Origin of the sequence: Bradyrhizobium sp. IC3123 (assembly GCF_020193625.1) — a bacterium.
Taxonomy (GTDB): Bacteria; Pseudomonadota; Alphaproteobacteria; order Rhizobiales; family Xanthobacteraceae; genus Bradyrhizobium; species Bradyrhizobium yuanmingense.
In genome coordinates this window covers 81401-97643 of record NZ_JADYVF010000006.1, presented here as the reverse complement: position 1 = coordinate 97643, position 16243 = coordinate 81401, and the positions used below count along the sequence as shown (strand labels likewise).

The 16243-nt window shown below is 63.7% G+C and carries 16 protein-coding genes; 5 read left to right on the top strand and 11 right to left on the bottom strand.

Annotated features, from left to right (window positions below):
• Positions 1-81: 81 nt before the first annotated feature.
• From I6F20_RS21085 to xoxF5, 7 genes are all read right to left on the bottom strand, one after another.
• Positions 82-339: a hypothetical protein gene (locus I6F20_RS21085; protein WP_225127674.1), complete on the bottom strand. Its 258-nt coding sequence runs from the start codon at positions 337-339 to the stop codon at positions 82-84.
• Between the two features lie 72 nt (positions 340-411).
• Positions 412-2724, bottom strand: a complete 2313-nt coding sequence (locus I6F20_RS21080; protein WP_225127673.1) for a xanthine dehydrogenase family protein molybdopterin-binding subunit — start codon at positions 2722-2724, stop codon at positions 412-414.
• A gap of 1 nt (position 2725) precedes the next feature.
• Positions 2726-3178, bottom strand: coding sequence for a (2Fe-2S)-binding protein (locus tag I6F20_RS21075; RefSeq protein WP_024342565.1), 453 nt, complete (start codon positions 3176-3178; stop codon positions 2726-2728).
• Positions 3179-3826: 648 nt separating this feature from the next.
• Positions 3827-4390 carry an S-(hydroxymethyl)glutathione synthase gene (gene gfa / locus I6F20_RS21070; protein ID WP_036007953.1) on the bottom strand — a complete coding sequence of 188 codons (564 nt, stop codon included), beginning with the start codon at positions 4388-4390 and terminating at the stop codon, positions 3827-3829.
• A gap of 31 nt (positions 4391-4421) precedes the next feature.
• On the bottom strand, positions 4422-5531 hold the full coding sequence (locus I6F20_RS21065) for an S-(hydroxymethyl)glutathione dehydrogenase/class III alcohol dehydrogenase (protein WP_027574628.1): 1110 nt from the start codon (positions 5529-5531) through the stop codon (positions 4422-4424).
• A 60-nt stretch (positions 5532-5591) separates the two neighbouring features.
• The gene (locus I6F20_RS21060) at positions 5592-6083 is read right to left on the bottom strand and encodes a c-type cytochrome, methanol metabolism-related (protein WP_036007993.1); all 492 of its coding nucleotides are present in this window, start codon (positions 6081-6083) and stop codon (positions 5592-5594) included.
• A 113-nt stretch (positions 6084-6196) separates the two neighbouring features.
• Positions 6197-8002, bottom strand: a complete 1806-nt coding sequence (gene xoxF5 / locus I6F20_RS21055; protein ID WP_036029357.1) for a lanthanide-dependent methanol dehydrogenase XoxF5 — start codon at positions 8000-8002, stop codon at positions 6197-6199.
• Positions 8003-8515: 513 nt separating this feature from the next.
• Here xoxF5 and I6F20_RS21050 point away from each other — a divergent pair.
• Positions 8516-9484 (top strand): helix-turn-helix domain-containing protein, encoded by a 969-nt coding sequence (locus tag I6F20_RS21050; RefSeq protein WP_025037738.1) that lies wholly within the window; start codon positions 8516-8518, stop codon positions 9482-9484.
• 54 nt (positions 9485-9538) lie between these two features.
• Here I6F20_RS21050 and I6F20_RS21045 read toward each other — a convergent pair whose 3' ends face one another.
• The 4 genes from I6F20_RS21045 to I6F20_RS21030 form a co-directional block, all read right to left on the bottom strand.
• Entirely contained in the window at positions 9539-10528 is a 990-nt protein-coding gene (locus I6F20_RS21045; protein ID WP_036029360.1) for a Bug family tripartite tricarboxylate transporter substrate binding protein, read from the bottom strand.
• A 111-nt stretch (positions 10529-10639) separates the two neighbouring features.
• Positions 10640-11569: a substrate-binding periplasmic protein gene (locus tag I6F20_RS21040; RefSeq protein ID WP_036007940.1), complete on the bottom strand. Its 930-nt coding sequence runs from the start codon at positions 11567-11569 to the stop codon at positions 10640-10642.
• A complete protein-coding gene (locus I6F20_RS21035) occupies positions 11566-11919 on the bottom strand; it encodes a c-type cytochrome (RefSeq protein ID WP_225127672.1) in 354 nt (117 codons plus the stop codon). Before I6F20_RS21035 ends, I6F20_RS21040 begins: the two co-directional genes overlap by 4 nt.
• A gap of 11 nt (positions 11920-11930) precedes the next feature.
• On the bottom strand, positions 11931-13595 hold the full coding sequence (locus tag I6F20_RS21030) for a methanol/ethanol family PQQ-dependent dehydrogenase (RefSeq protein ID WP_225127671.1): 1665 nt from the start codon (positions 13593-13595) through the stop codon (positions 11931-11933).
• A gap of 317 nt (positions 13596-13912) precedes the next feature.
• Here I6F20_RS21030 and lanM point away from each other — a divergent pair, with 317 nt between their 5' ends.
• The 4 genes from lanM (at position 13913) to I6F20_RS21010 (ending at position 16184) form a co-directional block, all read left to right on the top strand.
• The gene (gene lanM / locus I6F20_RS21025) at positions 13913-14305 is read left to right on the top strand and encodes a lanmodulin LanM (protein WP_036007934.1); all 393 of its coding nucleotides are present in this window, start codon (positions 13913-13915) and stop codon (positions 14303-14305) included.
• Entirely contained in the window at positions 14302-14787 is a 486-nt protein-coding gene (locus I6F20_RS21020; protein ID WP_225127670.1) for a hypothetical protein, read from the top strand. The genes lanM and I6F20_RS21020 overlap by 4 nt, the downstream gene beginning before the upstream one ends.
• 218 nt (positions 14788-15005) lie before the next feature.
• The gene (gene pqqA / locus I6F20_RS21015; protein WP_008562446.1) at positions 15006-15086 is read left to right on the top strand and encodes a pyrroloquinoline quinone precursor peptide PqqA; all 81 of its coding nucleotides are present in this window, start codon (positions 15006-15008) and stop codon (positions 15084-15086) included.
• Positions 15087-15314: 228 nt separating this feature from the next.
• Complete coding sequence (locus I6F20_RS21010; protein WP_225127668.1) at positions 15315-16184, top strand: DUF6662 family protein; 870 nt, start codon at positions 15315-15317, stop codon at positions 16182-16184.
• Positions 16185-16243 lie beyond the last annotated feature (59 nt).

Below are 16243 nucleotides of genomic sequence, written 5' to 3'. Positions count from 1 at the left end.
TCGAAAGAAGCGGAGCAGCGGGGGGTGGCGAATGCGGCGGATGGCAACATCCGCCGCATTTGTTTGCGCAGCGCCAGATAGCTACTTCCCCTCGCGCTCGACCTTATCCTTCTCCTTCTGGTTCATCTCGCGAATCTTGGGATCCGGATTGTGCTGCCCGGTGGTCTGGTTGGTGGTGGCGGGCGGGGCATTGGCGTTCGGCAGCGAAGTCTGGTCGGGGCCGGTGGGGCGCGTCGCGGTGGTCGGCGGCGTCGTGTTGCTCTGGGCGAATGCGCCCGCGGCGGTCAAAAGAAAGGCGCCCGACAGCGAGACTGCGAGCGCACTTGAGATGTTGGTCATCGATCTGCTCCTGTCAGATCGATGGAAACGGCGCGAGGCGGCTTGTGTTCCGCCTCGCACTTCGGTTCCGTCTCACGCCTCCAATTGCTTGCCGATCGGAAGCGCGCGGATGCGTTTTCCCGTCGCTGCGAAGATCGCGTTGATCAGGGCTGGCGCGAACGGAGGAACGCCGGGCTCGCCGACGCCGCTCGGCGGCGTGTCGGGTCCGGGCGGCACGATGTAAACATTGGTCACCACAGGCGAGTCGTCCATCCTGACGACCTGGAAGTCGTCAAAATTCTTCTGCTGCACCTTGCCGTCCTTGAAGGTGATCTCGCCGTATTTGGCGAGACTGAGCCCCATGATCGCCGCGCCCTCGATCTGCGAAGCGATGCGCTCGGGGTTGACATAGGTGCCGCAATCGATCGCCGTGTCGACCCGCGGCACCGTCAGCTTGCCCTTGTCGTCGACGGCGACCTCGACGATGGTCGCGATGTAGCTGACGAAGCTGCGGTGCACGGCGATGCCGAGACCGTGGCCCTTCGGCACCTTTCGTCCCCATTCGCCCTTCTCGGCGACCAGCTCGACCACCTTGCGCAGGCGCGCGGTGTCGATCGGGTAGCTGTCCTGGGGCTCGCCGTAATTCCAGAGGTCCTTCACGTTGGGCTTGACGATGCGAGGCGAGCCGATCAGCTCGAGCAGCATGTCTTTCTGGTCGCGGCCCGTTGCCTGCGCGATCTCGCCGACCATCGACTGGACGGCGAAGGCGCGCGGGATGTTCGAGACCGCGCGGAACCAGCCGATGCGGGTGAACGCCGCGGCTTGCGGGTTCTCACACGAGATGTTCGCGATCTCGAACGGCATATCGACCAGGCCCATGCCGATCTCGAACGGCGCCTGATGCACCGTGCCGGCGGCAAAGGTCGAGGCGATGCTGGGAGCCACGCTGCGGTGGCGCCAGGCGATCACCTTGCCGCTCTTGTCGAGGCCGGCCTCGATCCGCTCGACCGAGACGGTGTGCAGGAAGCCGTTGTGGATGTCGTCCTCCCGCGTCCACTGCACCTTCACCGGCGCGCCGAGCTCCTTCGAGAGCAGCGCGGCTTCGAGCGCAAAGTCGCATTTCGACTTGCGTCCGAACCCGCCGCCGAGCAGCGTCACGTTGACCGTGACGTTGGCCTCGGGAATGCCGAGCGTCTTGGCGACGTCCTCGCGGGTGCCGCCGGGGCTCTGCACCGGCGCCCAGATCTCGGCCTTGTCGCCCTTGACGTCCGCGACCGCCACCGGCGTCTCCATGGCGACATGGGCGAGATGCGGAAGGTAGTATTCGCCGACGATCACCTTGTCGGCGCTCTTCAGGGCAGCGTCCGCATCGCCCTCCTTGCGCAGCACGAGCCCCGGCTTGCGCGAGGCCTCCTCGAGCTCCTTGCGGTAGGCGACGGAGTCGTATTTGCCGTTGGGACCGTCGTCCCAGGTCAGCTTCAGCGCGTCGCGGCCCTTGATCGCCGCGCCCGTGTTGCGCGCGATCACCGCGACGCCGCCGAGCGGCTGGAATTTCGAGGGCCACGGCCAGCCGCGCACCTGCATCACCTTCTCGACACCGGGGACCTTCAGCGCCTCCGCCGGCTCGAACTTGACCAGCTTGCCGCCGGTCACCGGCGGACGGGCGATCACGGCATATTTCATGCCGGGCAGCCGCACGTCGGCGCCGTAGTTCGCCTTGCCGGTGGTGATGTCGTGGAGATCGACGATGCCGATCTGGCCCTTGCCGAGATAACGGAAGTTCTTGGGGTCCTTCAGCTTGAGGCCCTCGATGCTGGGCACCGATTCCTTGGCGGCGTCGGCAGCGAGCTCGCCGAAGCCGAGCTTGCGCCCGCTGGCGCTGTGCACGACCTCGTGGTTGACCGCCTTGACCTCGGTCGCCGGCACGCCCCAGCGCTTGGCCGCGGCCTGCTCCAGCATGGTGCGGGCCGAAGCGCCGATCTGGCGCATCGGGATCAGATAATGCCGCGTGCTGCGCGAGCCGTCGGTGTCCTGGTTGCCGAACTTGACCTCGTCGCCATGGGCTTGCTGCACCTTGACCCTGGACCAGTCGGCCTCCATCTCCTCGGCCACGATCAGCGGCAGGCTGGTGCGCACGCCGGTGCCCATTTCCGAACGATGCCCGACGATGGTGACGATGCCATCCGCGCCTACCGAAACGAACACGCGCGGATCGACCACGACGCCATGCGGCATCTTGCCGGCGCCGGTCTCATAGGCGAGCGCCTGGCGCGACATCACGGGGGCGGCGAGCACGAAGCCGCCGGTGACGCCGAGCCCCTTCAGGATGCTGCGGCGCGACACCTTCTCGACCTTGATGTGCTTTTCGAAGCCGCGAAGCTTGCGGGGATTGTCGATGAAGTTCATGTCACACTCCCGTCGATGCGAGATGGACGGCATTCTCGATGCGCTGATAGCAGCCGCAACGGCAGATGTTGCCGGACATCGCCTCGCGGATCTGGTCGTGCGAGGGTTTGGGATTCTCCATCAGAAGCGCCGCGGCCTGCATGATCTGGCCGGCCTGGCAGAAGCCGCATTGGGGCACGTTGACCTGGCGCCACGCCTTCTGCACCGGGTGATCGCCGTTCGGATGCAGGCCTTCGATCGTGGTGACCTCGCGTCCGGCGACGTCGTTGACGGACGTGATGCAGGCGCGCACCGCTTGCTTGTCGACGATGACCGTGCAGGAGCCGCACAGGGCCTGGCCGCAGCCGTATTTGGTGCCGGTGAGACCGGCCTCGTCACGCAGGAACCAGAGTAGCGGGAGATCCGGGTCACCGTCCCAGCTCTGTTCCTGGCCGTTGATCTTCACCTTGATCATGATCGTGCCTCGCTCTTCATAAGCATGCCAAATTCAAAGTCCGCCGACGCCGGTCGGCGACCGCTCGTGCGTCGTCTCGCCACATCCCGCCGTAGTCCCGCGCGAGCAAATCCCGGAGGGAGGCAGGAACGCAGGTAGCGATGTCTGGATGTGCTCGATACCTCCCGTTTTCTTCTTAATTGATTGTACGTCGTGCGGCATCGTGACGGCGCGACCCTAGCAGAGATCGCGCCGACCCGGCGTTCACAGCCGAGTGTTCTCACCGGGAAAAGATTGCATCGACGGTTTGTCAAAAGCAGGGCGCGTCATCCGCCACGTTGCGCATCAAATGGGCGCAACGAAAAAAGCTTCGTCCGCCGGCTGCACCGAACGGACGAAGCAGTAGGCCTCAGTCGAGGGAGGGAGAACGCAGAGCACCGCGAACTTCAAGCAGGAAGCGGACGGTCCTGCGCAGTCATTCAGAGACCAGGACTGAGGAGCCGATGGTCCTCACCCACGCGTGGTGCAGAAGCGGCGGCATCGCGCCGCGGTGGTCCCGGCAGCGGGGACCCGTGAGGCTCGCTGGCGGCAACGAACGCCAGCGAGCTCCAGATGGTGTAGCCAAGATCCGGCGGCCGGCCAGTTCAGGCGGGCGTCCAGGCAGTCTTCCTAAGCGGCTTTGGCCTTCGCGACATGGGTCGCGATCGCGTCCATCAGGGGCGGGGACAGGCAGTCATAGGGCTCGAGGCCGATCTCCTTCAGCCGCGAACGGATGCCGGCCATCTGCTCGGGCTTCACACCCGATTCGATCACGGAGGAAACGAAGGCGGCGAATTGCGGCGCCTGCGAGCCCTGCTCCTGGAACAGTTCGGGATGGATGAAGTCGAGGCCGTAGAACGGATGGTTCTTGTTCTCGATCCGGCCGTACATGTGCGTGCCGCAGGCCTTGCAGGCGTAACGCTGGATCACCGCGGAGGGGTCGACGATCTGGAGCTTGTCGCCGTTCTCGAGCACGGTGACGTTCTGGCGCGGCACGACGGCGACGACGGAGAAGGTCGCGCCCTGCGGCTTCCAGCACTTGGTGCAGCCGCAGGCGTGATTGTGGGCGACGTCGCCCTTGATGCCGACCTTCACCGGATGGTCGCTGCATTTGCAGGCCAGCGTGCCGCCGGCGAAGCTGCCGCTGCCTTGCTTGATGCCGTTGTCAATCGAGGGATGGAGTGCAACAGTCATGGTCGATCCTCCTTGGTGTGACGTTTTCGAGCTAGAACACGACGACTGAACGGATGGATTTGCCCTCGTGCATGAGGTCAAAGCCCTTGTTGATTTCCTCGAGCTTGAGCACGTGGGTGATCATCGGATCGATCTGGATCTTTCCGTTCATGTACCAGTCGACGATCTTCGGCACGTCGGTGCGCCCGCGCGCGCCGCCGAAGGCCGTGCCGCGCCAGTTGCGGCCGGTGACGAGCTGGAACGGGCGGGTGGCGATCTCCTTGCCGGCCTCGGCGACGCCGATGATGATCGAGGTGCCCCAGCCGCGATGGCAGGCCTCCAGTGCCTGGCGCATCACGGTGGTGTTGCCGGTGCAGTCGAAGGTGTAGTCGGCGCCGCCGTCGGTGAGGCCGACGAGGTGCTGAACGATGTCGCCGGTGATCTTCTTCGGGTTGACGAAGTCGGTCATGCCGAACCTGCGACCCCATTCCTCCTTGGAATCGTTGATGTCGACGCCGATGATCTTGTCGGCGCCGGCCATCTTGGCACCCTGGATGACGTTGAGGCCGATGCCGCCGAGGCCGAACACGACCACGTTGGAGCCCGGCGTCACCTTGGCGGTGTTGACGACGGCGCCGACGCCGGTGGTGACGCCGCAGCCGATGTAGCAGCTCTTGTCGAACGGCGCGTCCTCGCGGATCTTGGCGACCGCGATCTCGGGCAGCACGGTGAAGTTCGAGAAGGTCGAGCAACCCATGTAGTGGTAGATCGGCTTGCCCTTGTAGGAGAAACGGCTGGTGCCGTCGGGCATCACGCCCTTGCCCTGCGTCGCGCGGATCGCGGTGCAGAGATTGGTTTTCTGGCTGAGGCAGCTTTTGCACTGCCGGCATTCCGGCGTGTAGAGTGGGATGACGTGATCGCCCGGTTTCACCGAGGTCACGCCGGGGCCGATCTCGCGGATGATGCCGGCTCCCTCATGTCCCAGGATCGACGGGAAGATTCCCTCGCTGTCGAAGCCGTCGAGCGTGTAGGCGTCGGTATGGCAGATGCCCGTCGCCTTGATCTCGACCAGGACTTCGCCGGCCTTCGGGCCTTCCAGATCGACCTCGACGATCTCGAGCGGCTTCTTGGCTTCGAAAGCAACGGCGGCACGTGTCTTCATCGGTAGCTCCTCAAATTCTCATCAGGCGCCAAGAAGTAGTCCTGGCAGCCCTCGTAACGTTCATTTCTTGCCCATGCAGGCGTCTTCAGCCTGGGTATAGGCCTCCGTCTTCTCCTCCTTTTTCGCAGGACGCTGCCGGCCCAAGGCGTCGGTGGAGCGCGCGCGGAGATAGACGTAGAGATCGTCCATGTAGCAGGCGACGTTCGGGTTGTCGCCGAAGGCCGGCATGACGTTCTCCTGCGCGGCCGAGATGTTCTTGCGGCCGGAGGCGACCACGCCGAGGAAGTCGCCGTAGCTCATCGACTTCACGGAATCCCTCAGCGCCGGCGCGTATGTCGATCCCATGCCGTCGGGGCCGTGACACACGTGACAGTCCGAATGATAGCGGCGGTATCCGGAATAGGTGAACCAGTCCACGGTGCCGTCGGCCGAAATCTTGTAGGTCGGGTTTCCGTCCTTATCGAGCCACTTTCCGTCGTCTTCCTTCTTCACGGCGGTCGGGTCGCCCGGACCCTCTGCGACCGCGCTTCCTCCGGACACAACGAAGATCATCATCACAGCAATGACAGAGCAGATTTGACGCAAGAGATTGTTCCTCGGTCGGCATTCGGTGGAGACGAGCCGGCGCGTGGAGCGATCCACGCGCCGGAGCGATGCTGACGGGTTTAGTTCGGCAGCGAGAACACGGTCAGGGTACCGCCGAGCGCCGTGTAGTTGCTGAGGGCCGCGTAGCCGCCGACCGCACCGAGGCCTGCGGTCGGGTCGGTCAGGCCTGCCGCCAGTCCGATGCCGGCCCAGCCGCCCACGCCGGAGAGAATGGCAATGTATTGCTTGCCATTGTTCTCATAGGTGGTGACGTTGCCGATGATGCCCGAGGGAGTCTTGAACTTGTAGAGCTCCTTGCCGGTCTTGGCGTCGACCGCCTTCAGGTAGCCTTCGAGCGTGCCGTAGAACACCACGCCCCCGGCGGTTGCGAGCGCACCCGACCAGACCGAGAACTGCTCCTTGTTCGACCAGACGATCTTGCCGGTCTTGTTGTCCCAGGCGATGAAGTTGCCCATGTGGCTTTCGCCCTGCGGCGGATACATCGAGAGCGTCGCACCCACATAGGGCTGACCCGCGGTGTAGCTCACCTTGAACGGCTCATAGTCCATGCAGACGTGGTTGGTCGGAACGTAGAACAGCTGCGTGTCCGGCGAGTAGGCTGCCGGCTGCTGGTCCTTGGTGCCGAGCGCGGCCGGGCAGATGCCCTTTGTGTTCTTGTCCTCTCCGCCGTGCTCGGTCGAGTATTGTGCGACGACCTTGGGACGGCCGTAGGTCGGCGAGTTCTTGTCCATGTCGACGCCGCTGGTCCAGTTCACCTTCGGGTCGTACTTCTCGGCGACCAGCAGTTCGCCGCTCTCGCGGTCCATCGTGTAGGCGAGGCCGTTGCGGTCGAAGTGCGTCAGCAGCTTGCGGTTCTGACCGTTGATCTGCTGATCGCTGAGGATCATTTCGTTGACGCCGTCATAGTCCCATTCGTCGTGGGGCGTCATCTGGTAGACCCACTTCGCCATGCCGGTGTCGGCATCGCGGGCGAAGATCGCCATCGACCATTTGTTGTCGCCGGGACGTTGCTTCGGGTTCCAGGTCGAGGGATTGCCCGACCCGTAATAGACGAGGTTCAGAGCGGGATCGTAGGAGATCCAGCCCCAGGTGCAGCCGCCGCCGATCTTCCACTGATCGCCCTGCCAGCTCTTCAGCGAAGAGTCCGGGCCGACCGGCTTGCCGAGCGAGGTCGTCTTCGCCGGATCGACCTTGATCTGATCATCCGGGCCTGTGGAATAGGCGCGCCAGACCTGCTTGCCGGATTTGAGGTCGTATGCGGTGACATGGCACTGCACGCCGAACTCGCCGCCGGAGATGCCGACCAGGACCTTGTCCTTGACGACCAGCGCAGACGACGTGCCGGTCTCGCCCTTCGCGGGATTGCCGTTGGTCGCCGACCAGGCCACCTGGCCGGTCTTGGCGTCGAGCGCGACGAGGTTGGTGTCGGCCTGATGCAGGATGATCTTGCCGTCGCCATAGGACAGGCCGCGGTTGACGGTGTCGCAGCACATAACGGGGATGACGTTGGGATCCTGCTTCGGCTCGTATTTCCAAACGATCTTGTTCTCTTGCGAAAGGTCAATGGCGTAGACCTTGTTCGGGAACGGCGTATGGACGTACATCATGTTGCCGATGATCAGCGGGCCGCCTTCGTGGCCACGCAGTACGCCGGTCGAGAAGGTCCAGGCAACTTGGAGTTTCCCGACATTCTGTGCGTTGATCTGGTTTAGCTTCGAATAGCGGGTATTGGCGTAGTCGCCCGCCGGCATCACCCAGTCTTTCGGGTTTTGCGACATCTTGATCAGCTCGTCATTTGCTGAAGCGCTGCCGACGGCGAGAGCCGCCGCCGAACCAAGACAGGTCGCCAGAAGCACCTTGCGCATAGTCATTCCTCCGTTGGTCTCGTTTATTATTTCCGAAGCATTGCTCAATCGCCGGGCTTCTCGTCCGGCGTCTGCTCGTGCAGGGCGGTCACGATGGGGACCAGAAACGATGCTGTGCTGTTTCCTCCTCCTGATGAGAGCCACGGGTCCACGTGCAGAAGCGGCCCGTTTTTGTTGTTCCTGCCGCAATCCCTAACGGCTTCGCCATCGGGAAACTTGCCCAAGAGCGAAGGCGGTTTGCTCGACAGCGCACGGAGGTGAAGATTTTGATTTTGCAGTAGCGAATTCAGCGGCTTCGGTGCGCCCTTGAGGCCGCCTCGGCGCTCAGGTTCCCCTTGACGGCGCTGCAACTAAGGCGGAGGATTAAGTTTCAAGAGTGGCAATGGAACGATGGCGCTCGTTGCAAGAGACCGCTCAAATGCGAGGTAAACGTCACGCAATCACGGCTGAGGGCTCCGGCAGCGCTGGTTGCGATTCGCGCCGAATCTCCGGATCAAATCAGTGGCTGGATTAATGTCCGACACCATTCACACGCTCTCGACGACCGGGATGACGCCGAAGCGGCAGATCCAGAGCTGGATCGACGGGCTCACGAGCCTGTGCGGGCATTTCGACGTCGATCCGCTGGAAGCGTCCTCGCTCGAAGGTCGCATCGATTACACCACGGTCTCGCGCCTGAAGCTCTGCCAGATCGAGGTCAGCCAGCATCGCATCGCGCACACGCTGGCGCGCGCCAAGGCCAATGAACACCCGTACATAAAGATCCACTTCCAGACCTACGGCGTGTCTTATTTCGAACAAGAAGGCCGTCACATCGAGATCAATCCGGGCGACATCATCGCCTATGACGTCTCCTGTCCACATTCGATCATCAGTCCCGCCTTTACCCGTCACGACGTGGTGATCGTGCCGAAGGCGCTGCTGCGCGACCGCGGATTCCCGTCGCAGCGGATGCCGGCGTGCAAATTGACGGCGAAGACGGGGACCGGGCGGATCGCCCACGATTTCGTCCATGCCACCTTCGACGAGGCGGCAAAGCTGTCGGCCAACAGCGCGGTCGGCGTCGCCGATTCGCTGATCGACCTGTTGCTGCTGCCGCTGCGCGAAGCCGACACGATGTTCGATCGTGTCGGGCCCGAAGCGATGTATGTGCGCGCGCAGTTCTTCATCCGGGAGCACTTGCGCGACCCGGATCTGTGCATCGACCAGATCTCGGCCGAGCTCGGTTGCTCCAAGCGCTATCTGCACATGCTGTTCTCGGAGCGCGGCACCACGGTGAGCGACTACATCTGGCAGGCGCGGCTGCAGAATTGCCGCCAGGAGCTCGAGGCCCACGCCGGCAAGACCATTACCGACGTCGCCTTCTCCTGGGGGTTCTCCAGCTCATCGCATTTCAGCCGGGTGTTCCGGAAATACTTCGGCGTGGTGCCGTCCTCGATCCACAAGGCACAGCAGGGCGCTGCGAGCTCGGGCGAGCATTAGACGCGGTTTTTCCAGAAGCGGCGAGGCCGTCCTCCTGATGCGCCCAACTTCTGATCAGGCCGGCTCGAGGCCCAACGACTTCGCGCTCTCGATCCAGATCGGCAGCTCGCGCTGGTACAGCGCATTGGTTTCCTTGAAGCCGATCGCGGGCTCGAGCACGAAAGTCGAGAGAACCTCCTTCACTTTCGGATCGGTGTTGGCGGCGACGCAGAGCTCGGCCAGGCGGTCGACCACGGCTTGCGGCGTCGCCTTGGGCACGGCCCAGCCGGTGAATCCGCTCACGGTGAAGAATTTCGACGTGGCGCCCTGCTCGGGAAGGGTCTTGATCGCGGGGATCGCATCGACCTTCTTCGAATGCACGGCGAACACCGTGCCGCGGTCGCTTTGCAGGACCGACTGCGCGGCCGTGTAGCTGCCCATCGCGGCATCGAGGGTGCCTTCCAGCATTCCCGTCCACATCGGCGCCTCGCCGCGATAATGCACCGGCTCGATGTTGAGGCCATACTGCTTGTTGAGCTCGTTGACGGTCATGTGCGGGGCCGAGCCCGCGCTGTAGGTGCCGAAATTCACCTTGCCGCTCTTGCGCGCGAAGGCGACGAAATCCTCCAGCGTCTTGACCCCGGTTTTCGGGTTCGCGACCAGCAACAGGCCCGCGCCGGGAATGACGCTGACGAGCGTCAGATCCTTGTCCATGTCGTAGCCGGGATTTTTCATCACCACACGGTTCATGATGTAGGTGGTCGAGATCGAGCACAGGATGGTGTGGCCGTCGGGCTCGGCGCGGGCGACTTCCGCCGTCCCGATCGCGCCGGAGGCGCCGGGCTTGTTCTCGATGACGACGGTCTTGCCGACCTGCTTGGAGATGAACTCGCCATAAGCGCGCGCGAGCAGGTCGGTCTGGCCGCCGGCGGGATAGCTGCAGATCATGCGAATCTGCCGCGCCGGCCAGCCACCCTGCGCCGATGCGCCGCGCGCGACGAACGGCATCGCCAGTGCACCGGTACCGGCGGCGATGAAGTGGCGGCGATCGAGCTTGGCGGACATGATTCTCTCCCTGATTTTTGCCGAACCTACTGCATCAGGCCGTCGCTGCCATGGGCCGCAGGCGAGACAGATTGGCGCATTGGCTCGCACTGCGTTCGGGCCGCGGGAGCCTCACCGCTGGATGATCTTCGTCCAGACATCGCCGAGGATCGCGGGCTCGCGCGGCGGCAGATAGGTGAGGCCGGCCTGCTTGCCGAATTCGGCGATCTTGCCCGAAGCCGTGAGCTCCGTCAGCGCCTTGTTGACGGCCGCGATCAGCGCGCCATCGCTGGCGAGCCCGACATAGCCGCGATTGGCTCCGATCGGATAATAGTAGCCGGACGCCGTGATCGCCGTGTCCGGGTGCGCGGCGCGATGGGCGTCGAAGCGGGCAAGATCGATCAGCGTCGCGTCATGGTCGCCGCGCTCGAGTCCGCCGAGGAGATCGTCGCGGCCGGGGACGAGATGGGTGATGTTGTCGATCAGGCGCCCCTTGTCGAAGGTCATCAGGATGGCGTCGCCGAGCGATCCGCTTTCGATGGCGAGACGAAGGCCGGCGAGATCGCCGATGTCGCCGACCTTGCGCCCACGGGCCTTTGGCCCCAGCACCACCGTCATCGGCGAATAGATGTAGGGCTGGCTCGGCGCGAGCACGCCGAGCGGGACGCGGCGCCGCCGATCGTCGCGCGTGGCGCCGGCGAAACCCGGCAAGCGCGCCGTCTTCATCCCGGGTGCGACAAGCGAATCCTGCGTCAGCGCGTAGCCGCCGACCAGCGAGCAGCGCCCGTCCGAGAGCAACGCATTGGCCTCGAGCTGCGGGCTCGAATCCTCATCCAGCCTGCTCTCGAACCACTGGATCTTCAGCGGGCGTCCCATCCGCTCGGCGATCGCCTGCGCCAGCAGCACGTCGAAGCCGGCATCCGGCTTGTCGCGGCGATGCACCGAGAGCGGCGGCCGGTCCTCGTCGAGACAGACCTTCAGAGGATCGTCGGCTGCGAGAGCGACCGACGCCATCGCGGACAGAACGGCCGCAACGCTCCAGGCAACGCGCCGGCCCCTCATGGCTTCCTCCGGCTGGAGACGAACGCCCAGAGGTTTCCGATCTCGTCGTCGCTGAGAATGTCGGCCCAGGGTGGCATCTTGTTGTTCTTGCCGTTCTTCACCGTGGTGACGAAGCGCGTCTTGTCGTCGGGAATGGCACGCAGATCCGGCGTGACGGTGCCGGAATTCATCAGATTGGGGCCGTGGCAGTGGGAGCATTTCGAGGCGTAGGTCGACTTACCATGGTCGATCTGCGCCTGCATGGAATTGCCGGTGGTGTCATCGGCGCGGGCGGTCGCCGCATGCGCGACCGAGAGCACCGCGACGGCGGCGATCATCGCCGCCGTCTTGTGAGAGATCACTTTCAGCATCGTACCCGTGTTTACTGCTTGAGCGCAAAGACCCACAGCGAGCCGCCGGGCGGCACGTTGGCAAGCCGCTCGTCGCCGGAGAACAGCGAGTAGACGCCGCCATAGCCGCTCGTCACGGCGACATACTGTACGCCGTCCTGTTGCCAAGTCACCGGCTGTCCCTCGATCCCGGAGCCGGTCTGGAACTGCCAGAGCTTCTTGCCGGTGTCGGCGTCGAAGGCCTCGAACTCGCCGGTCAGCGCGCCAGAGAATACGACGCCTCCGGCCGTCGAGAGCACGCCGGAGAAGCGCGGAATGTCGCTCGGCGCTTCCCATTTCGATTTGCCGGTCATGGGATCGATAGCCTTGAGATGGCCGCGCGGCCCGTCGCCGTATTCCCAGAGGTCGGTCAGGTCCATGCCGAGGTACCATTCGCCCTGCTTGTAGGTGACGGGCTCGGTCTTGTACCTGCCGCCGAAGGCGAGCGTGTTGGCATAGGCGAGGCCGGTCTGCGGATTGAACGACATCGGCTCCCAGTTCTTGCCGCCGAGGATCGAGGGATACACCGTCACCTTCTTGCCCTCGCGTGCGTCCTTCGAGATGTCGGTCTCGATCGGACGTCCGGTCTTCATGTCGATGCCGGTCGCCCAATTCACCTTCACGTAAGGATTAGCCGCGAGCAGCTTCCCGTTGGTGCGGTCGAGCACGTAGAAGAAGCCGTTGCGGTTGGCATTCATCAGCGTCTTGGTCGGCTTGCCCTCGATGTTCACGTCGGCGAGCACCATCTCGGCCACGGCGTCGTAGTCGAACGGATTGTTCGGCGAGAACTGGTAGTGCCACTTGATCTTGCCGGTCTTGGGATCCAGCGCCAGCACGGAGCAGGTGTAGAGATTGTCGCCGGGGCGCACCGCCGAGTTGAACGGACCGGGATTGCCGGTGCCCCAATAGATCGTGTTCAGCTCAGGGTCATAAGAGCCGGTGATCCAGGTCGAGCCGCCGCCGAGCTTCCAGGTGTCGCCCTTCCAGGTGTCGCCGCCGGGCTCGTCCGGCGAGGGGATCGAATGGGTGCGCCAAAGATGCTTGCCTGTCGCCGGATCCCAGCCGTCGATGAAGCCGCGGGTGCCGAATTCGGCGCCGGAAATGCCGGTGATGACGACGCCGTCGGCAACGAGCGGGGCCACCGTCATCGAATAGCCTTCCTTGATGTCGGCTGCCTTCTGCCGCCACAGCTCCTTGCCGTTCTTCGCGTCGATGGCAATCACGTGGGCATCGAGGGTCGTACGGAACAGCTTGCCCTCGTGAATCGCGACGCCGCGGTTAATGATGCCGCAGCAGACGATTCGCGGCGTCTCCGCCGGATATTCGATCTTGCTCTTCCAGATCTGCTTGCCGGTCTTGGCATCGACCGCCATCGTGGCATTGTGCGAGGTGACGTAGATGACGCCCTGATAGACGATTGGCTGTGATTCCTCGCTCCGATCGTCATTGAAGCTGTAATTCCAGATTGGGACGAGATTCTTGACCGTATCCTTGTTGATCTGCTTCAGCGTCGAGAAGCGCTGGAGATTGTAGCCCATTCCGTAATTGAGAACGTTCGATGTGTCGGTCGCACCCTTGACCAGCTGCTCGGTGGTTTGTGCATTTGCACAGGTTGACGCAAGCATGACGAGGCTCGCGGCCATCGCAAAGCGTTTCATCCGTTCCTCCCAAAATGCGCGCCTTTTGACGCTGCGGCTGCAACACTCCGTCGGAAACCAAAACGCGTCAATACGAAAGTCGTAACTGCCGTGCCGATATCGTCGGCGGTCACCTGACGGAAACCTGACAAAGGCAACTCCAACTTGTGCGCAGACGCTGAGAAATTCCGCGACGCGAAGCACTATTGGGAGCAGGGCAATGCATCTCTACCGGTTGTGGCGCGCGCAAGTTGCAGGTCCGGACTTGAACCGAGGGCCGCTTGCGGGTTTATCTCGGCTCTGCCCCATTGATCTGGGGGTATGTCAGGGAGGTCTCGATGATTTCGGCTCGCTCGATTGCCCTTGCCCTTGTGATTGCACTTTCGGCCGGTCCGGCGTGGTCGGCCTCCGGCAATGCGGTCAAGTTGTTCGACACCGACAATGACGGCACGCTCGATCTTGCCGAGGTGAAGAAGGTGGCCGCCGCCTCGTTCGCAAAGCTCGATCCCGATCGCGACGGCACGCTCGATGCGCGCGAATTGCGTGGACGGTTGAGCGCGAAAGAACTCGCCGCGGCAGACCCCGACCGCGACGGGACCCTCACCCTCGACGAATATCTGTCGGTGGTCGAGCAGCGTTTCAACGCAGCCAATCCCGACAAGGATGGAACGCTGGATGCGAAGGAGCTGAATTCGCGTGCCGGGCGCGCGCTCGTACGATTGCTCCGGTGAAGCGCCGCAAGCGGAACGGGCATGACGGGCGTAACGTTTGCGATCATTCCGGCCTGACGCTCGGGAACATCGGGCTGCTCGGCCTGTTTCTCCGCATGTCCTGCCGGCGCCGGGGCTGCGCTGCGGGAGAAAAGGAGATGCAAATGAATACGAAGCGTTCCCTTCTTGCTGCCTGCGCAATCCTGACGCTGAGCGCCGGGGTTGCGGTCGCCGGTCCCTGCAACACCGGCAGCGCCAGCACCGACAAGACCGACAAGGATGCCGGTTCTGGCCCTGTCACCGTGGGCTCCGCGCAATCGCACACGTCCGGTTCGGCGAGCGATAGCAGCCAGCATCCGCCGACCAGCACGATGAACCGGGCCAGCGGTGAATCGCCGGCGTCGTCCGAGGATGCGCAGCGGCAAATGCAGAGCGAGCCGACGGCGGCTCAGCGCGCCGCGGGCGCCAAGCCGAATGCCGAAATGGCCGACAAGGACTGCTGACGGCACCGTTGTCGATTGGACGCGCGGTGCATTGCACAAGGCGGTGTCTCGCTGGTCGTGTTTGACCAGGAGGGAACTTGCTTTGTCCGAGAGAGAAATTGCGGCCGCGAAGTATCGGCACAGACGTGACGGCAGTCGAATCGAGGCTTGAACTGCACTCGACGCAGCCCTAGGTTTTTCGCCGCGCGATGTCGCGCTCAATACCTTGGGAGACCCGAATGGCTTGGAAAGCTCCGAAGATCGTGGAAGTGCCGGTCGGCATGGAAATCAACATGTACGCCTGCGCCTCGCGCAAGTAAGACCGACGACCTGCCGCGGCTTCGATGGCAAACGCCGTCGGAGCCGTGGCAGTGTCGGATCTGCGCCTCGCCGTGCTCCATGCTTTGCGGATCGCGCGAAAGCCGCACGTGGAGGGGCTTCAATTCTTTCCCCGCAAAATTTCGACCGTGCTCTGCGGCAGTGTGTTACGCTGACGCCCGGTCAGCGCTGCTGCCGCATCACAGCGGCGCGCGCCTTTGGGGCACGGGATGGGCGGCAGAGCCTGCAAGTTCTGGACGGTGATCGTGTGCGCGATCGTGCTGGCGCCGGCGCGCAGCAGCGCCGAGGCAGGTTTTGATACCGAGCACATCTTCGGCTTCATGATCGGCACCGATATCGGCAATGTCGGCGAGCGCGAATTCCAGACCCAGACGACGGGACGCTTCGGCAGAGGCGGGGGCGCTTATCGCGCCCTTGAACATGAGGTCGAGATCGAGGTGGTGCCGCTGCCGAATTTTCGTGTCGAAGTCGGCGGCACCGCCAGCTTGCACCACATTACCGGCGTCCCTGACATCGACGACCGCCGCCAGTTCAACTTCCAGGGCATCTCGCTTGACCTGCGCTATCGCCTGCTCGACCGTGAGCGCGCACCATTCGGCTTCACGATTGCGGCCGAGCTCCACGGCGACCGCATCGACGAGACCAGCGGCGCGAAAGGGCGGATGTACGGCACCGAATTTACGCTCGCCTTCGATCGCGAACTCATTCCGAACTTCGCGATCGGCGCCCTCAACCTGATCTACCAGCCGGAATGGGCGCGCTTCGAGGTTGGAGGGGCATCCGAGAAGAGCTCGACGATCGGGGCCGCGTTTGCCGGCCTGGTTCGCGTGCGGCCCAATGTGCTGCTTGGCGGCGAGATGCGCTACTTCCGGCAATATGAGGGCATCGGCCTTAGCGAGTTCTCAGGCCAGGCCCTGTTTGTCGGCCCCACCGCCTATTTCCAGCTCTCCGAGCGTTCCCGGCTCACCGCAAGCTGGAGCATGCAGGCCTGGGGGCGCCCGGCCGGCTCAGGCGGCAATCTCGACCTCGTCAATTTCGAGCGACATCAGGCGCGATTGGTGTTTGGCGTGAACTTCTAGCGCGGAAGATCGTCTTGCCCGGGCTTCTCCCGGCTACGCTGCCGAAGCCGCTTCGGCGA